General features: G+C 63.6%; 4 protein-coding genes. All 4 read left to right on the top strand.

The window, feature by feature from the left end; translation table 11 throughout:
* Window positions 1-180 (top strand): hypothetical protein (locus tag QMX89_RS22400; protein WP_282349929.1); only part of this gene is annotated, 180 nt, incomplete at its 5' end.
* 59 nt (window positions 181-239) lie between these two features.
* Entirely contained in the window at window positions 240-833 is a 594-nt protein-coding gene (betI, locus tag QMX89_RS22395) for a transcriptional regulator BetI (protein WP_134721971.1), read from the top strand.
* Window positions 834-881: 48 nt separating this feature from the next.
* On the top strand, window positions 882-2,354 hold the full coding sequence (gene betB, locus QMX89_RS22390; protein WP_282349928.1) for a betaine-aldehyde dehydrogenase: 1,473 nt from the start codon (window positions 882-884) through the stop codon (window positions 2,352-2,354).
* A gap of 104 nt (window positions 2,355-2,458) precedes the next feature.
* Window positions 2,459-4,162 (top strand): choline dehydrogenase, encoded by a 1,704-nt coding sequence (gene betA, locus QMX89_RS22385; protein ID WP_282349927.1) that lies wholly within the window; start codon window positions 2,459-2,461, stop codon window positions 4,160-4,162.
* Window positions 4,163-4,296 lie beyond the last annotated feature (134 nt).

Raw genomic sequence — 4,296 nt, 5'->3', positions numbered from 1 at the left:
GCTCCCACAAGGTTGATCCAAGCCGTGTGGGAGCGGGTCTCTGCCCGCGAACGCCTCACCGCAATCCCCCTGACACCCCCGCTCAAACCTTATTGCCTTCCCCTCCCCGATCCTCTAAAAACCCTGCACACATTCCCTCATCCTTTTTTATTGATTGATCGTTCAATCAAAATAAACTAGACTGGCTTCAGTCGGCTGTCACTCACTGCCCGTACTGCAGGTCCAAGGAGATTCGCGCAATGCCCAAGGTCGGTATGCAACCCATCCGCCGCCAACAGTTGATCGAAGCCACGCTCCAGGCTGTCGACCAGGTCGGCATGAGTGACGCCAGCATTGCTCTGATCGCCCGCCTGGCGGGTGTGTCGAACGGCATCATCAGTCACTACTTTCAGGACAAGAACGGCCTGATCGCAGCGACCATGCGCCACTTGATGAACGTGCTGATCGACAACGTCGCCACGCGCCGACAGGCCTTGACCGACGACAGCGCCAGGGCGCACCTGCAGGTGATCATCGAAGGCAACTTCGACGCCAGCCAGGTCAACGCTCCGGCCATGAAGACCTGGCTGGCCTTCTGGGCCACCAGCATGCACCAGCCGTCCTTGCACAGGTTGCAGCGGATCAACGACCACCGCCTGTATTCCAACCTGTGTTGCCAGTTCCGCCGTGAATTGCCGGTGGAACAGGCACGCAGCGCCGCACGCGGCCTGGCTGCACTGATCGACGGTCTGTGGTTGCGCGGCGCCCTGTCGGGCGATGCTTTCGATACCGCGCAGGCACATCGCATCGCCTGCGAATACATGGACATGCAACTGGCAAAACAGCAGCGCTGAAGCTTCGCGCCTCGCCTGCTGCCACCTTAACTGCACCGCGAGGATCTTATGGCCCGTTTCCCAACGCAAAAACTCTACATCGATGGCGGCTACGTGGACGCCAGCGGCAGCGGCACCTTCGATGCCGTCAACCCGGCCACCGGTGAAGTGCTGGCGCAGGTTCAGCGCGCCACCGCCGAAGACGTCGAAAAAGCCGTCGCCAGCGCCGAAAAGGGCCAGAAGATCTGGGCCGCGATGACCGCCATGGAGCGCTCGCGCGTGCTGCGCAAAGCCGTCGACATCCTGCGTGAGCGCAACGACGAACTGGCCCTGCTGGAAACCCTGGACACCGGCAAGGCCTACTCGGAAACCCGCTACGTCGACATCGTCACCGGTGCCGATGTGCTCGAATACTACGCCGGCCTGGTGCCTGCCATCGAAGGCGAGCAGATCCCGCTGCGCGACACGTCCTTCGTCTACACCCGCCGCGAGCCCCTGGGCGTGACCGCCGGTATCGGCGCCTGGAACTACCCGATCCAGATCGCCCTGTGGAAGTCCGCTCCGGCGCTGGCCGCCGGCAACGCGATGATCTTCAAACCCAGCGAAGTCACCTCGCTGACCACCCTCAAGCTGGCCGAAATCTACACCGAAGCCGGCTTGCCCGCTGGCGTGTTCAACGTGCTGACCGGCAGCGGCAGCGAAGTCGGCGCCTGGCTCACCGAGCATCCTGGTATCGAGAAAGTCTCGTTCACCGGCGGCGTCAGCACCGGCAAGAAAGTCATGGCCAGCGCCTCGAGCTCCTCGCTCAAGGAAGTGACCATGGAACTGGGCGGCAAGTCGCCGCTGATCATCTTCGACGATGCCGATCTCGACAAGGCCGCCGACATCGCCATGATGGCCAACTTCTACAGCTCCGGTCAGGTCTGCACCAACGGCACTCGGGTGTTCGTGCCCAATGCCCTCAAGGCGCAACTCGAAGCCAAGATCCTGGAGCGCGTACAGCGCATCCGCATCGGCGATCCTGAAGACGAAAACACCAATTTCGGTCCGCTGGTGAGCTTCGCCCACATGGAAAACGTGCTGGGCCATATCGCCAAGGGCAAGGCCGAAGGCGCGCGCCTGCTGTGCGGCGGCGAGCGGCTGACCGACGGTGAGCTGGGCCAGGGCGCGTTCGTCGCACCCACCGTGTTCACCGATTGCAGCGACGAGATGACCATCGTGCGCGAAGAAATCTTCGGCCCGGTGATGAGCATCCTCGGCTACGACAGCGAAGAGGAAGTGATCCGCCGCGCCAATGCCACCGAGATGGGCCTGGCCGCCGGTGTGGTCACCCACGACCTGAACCGTGCGCACCGCGTGATCCATCAGCTCGAAGCAGGCATCTGCTGGATCAACGCCTGGGGCGAATCCGACGCGAAGATGCCGGTGGGTGGCTACAAGCAATCCGGCGTGGGCCGCGAAAACGGCATCAGCTCGCTGGCGCAATATACCCGGATCAAATCGGTACAGGTGGAACTGGGCGATTACGTTTCGGTGTTCTGATCCGAGACCCTTGTGGGAGCGGGGCGGGCGGCGAGCTCTCTGCCCGCGAATAGGCCAGACCTGACACCCTGCCCACCTTGCCATATTTCAAAGAGGGAACCTCCATGTCCCAGGAATTCGACTACATCATCATCGGCGCCGGTTCGGCCGGTAACACCCTGGCTACGCGCCTGACCGAAGATCCAGGCGTCACCGTCCTGCTGCTCGAAGCCGGCGGCCCGGACTATCGCCTGGACTTCCGTACCCAGATGCCCGCCGCCCTCGCCTTTCCCCTGCAGGGCCGCCGCTACAACTGGGCCTACGAGACCGAGCCTGAGCCGCACATGAACAACCGGCGCATGGAGTGCGGCCGCGGCAAGGGCCTGGGTGGCTCTTCGCTGATCAACGGCATGTGCTACATCCGCGGCAACGCCATGGACTACGACGGCTGGGCCAAGCTGCCGGGCCTTGAAGACTGGAGCTACCTGGACTGCCTGCCGTATTTCCGCAAGGCCGAAACCCGTGACATCGGTCCCAACGATTACCACGGTGGCGAAGGTCCGGTCAGCGTCACCACGCCCAAGCCCGGCAACAACCCACTGTTCGCCGCCATGGTCGAAGCCGGCGTGCAGGCAGGCTTTCCGCGCACCGACGACCTCAATGGCTACCAGCAGGAAGGCTTCGGTCCCATGGACCGCACCGTGACGCCCAAAGGCCGCCGCGCCAGCACCGCACGTGGCTATCTGGACCAGGCCAAGCAACGCGACACCCTGACCATCGTCACCCACGCCTTGACCGACAAGATCGTCTTCGAAGGCAAGCGTGCGGTCGGCGTCAGCTACCTGGTCGGTGACAGCGACGAGCGCATCCAGGCCCGTGCCCGCAAGGAGGTCCTGCTGTGCGGCGGCGCGATCGCCTCGCCACAGATTCTCCAGCGCTCCGGCGTGGGCCCTGCCGATGTGCTGCAGCCGCTGGGCATCGACGTCGTGCACGACCTGCCAGGCGTCGGCCAGAACCTGCAGGACCACTTGGAAATGTACCTGCAATACAGCTGCACCCAGCCGGTCTCGCTGTACCCGTCGCTGAAGTGGTGGAACCAGCCGCAGATCGGCGCCGAATGGATGTTCCTGGGCACCGGTATCGGCGCCAGCAACCAGTTCGAGGCCGGTGGTTTCATCCGTTCGCGCCCTGAGTTCGAATGGCCGAACATCCAGTACCACTTCCTGCCGGTGGCGATCAATTACAACGGCACCAAGGGTGTTCAGGAGCACGGTTTCCAGGCTCACGTCGGCTCCATGCGCTCGCCGAGCCGCGGCCGGGTCAACGTCAAGTCGAAGAACCCGCGCGACTATCCGAGCATCCTGTTCAACTACATGGCCAGCGAGCAGGATTGGCAGGAATTCCGCGACGGCATCCGCCTGACCCGCGAAATCATGCAGCAACCCGCGCTGGACCAGTACCGCGGCCGCGAAATCAGCCCCGGCATCGAGGTGCAGACGGACGAGCAGTTGGATCAGTTCATCCGCGAGCATGCCGAAACCGCCTATCACCCGTCGTGCTCGTGCAAGATGGGCACCGATGAGATGGCCGTGGTCGATGGTCAGGGTCGCGTGCATGGCCTGCAAGGTCTGCGCGTGGTCGACGCCTCGATCATGCCGATCATCACCACCGGCAACCTCAACGCGCCGACCATCATGATCGCCGAGAAGATCGCCGACCGCATTCGTGGCCGCAAGCCCGAAGCGCGCTCGACCGCAGCCTACTACGTGGCAGGCGATGCGCCGGTGCGTGGCAAGCCGATGCGCGAAGTGGGTGCGCCTCACAGCTGATATGGATTTGCCCCATGGCGGCGGTGGGGCCTAAGCTGTGGGCCTGCTCAATCCGGCTCGGCATGCCGGCCCCTTCGCGGCTGCTTGCCGCTCCTACATGGGATCGCGTTTCCTCCGTAGGAGCGGCTAGCAGC

The organism is Pseudomonas sp. PS01301, from assembly GCF_029960215.1.
Taxonomy (GTDB): Bacteria; Pseudomonadota; Gammaproteobacteria; order Pseudomonadales; family Pseudomonadaceae; genus Aquipseudomonas; species Aquipseudomonas coleopterorum.
Note: the sequence above shows the minus strand (reverse complement) of the source record. Positions and strands in the feature narration are given on the sequence as shown.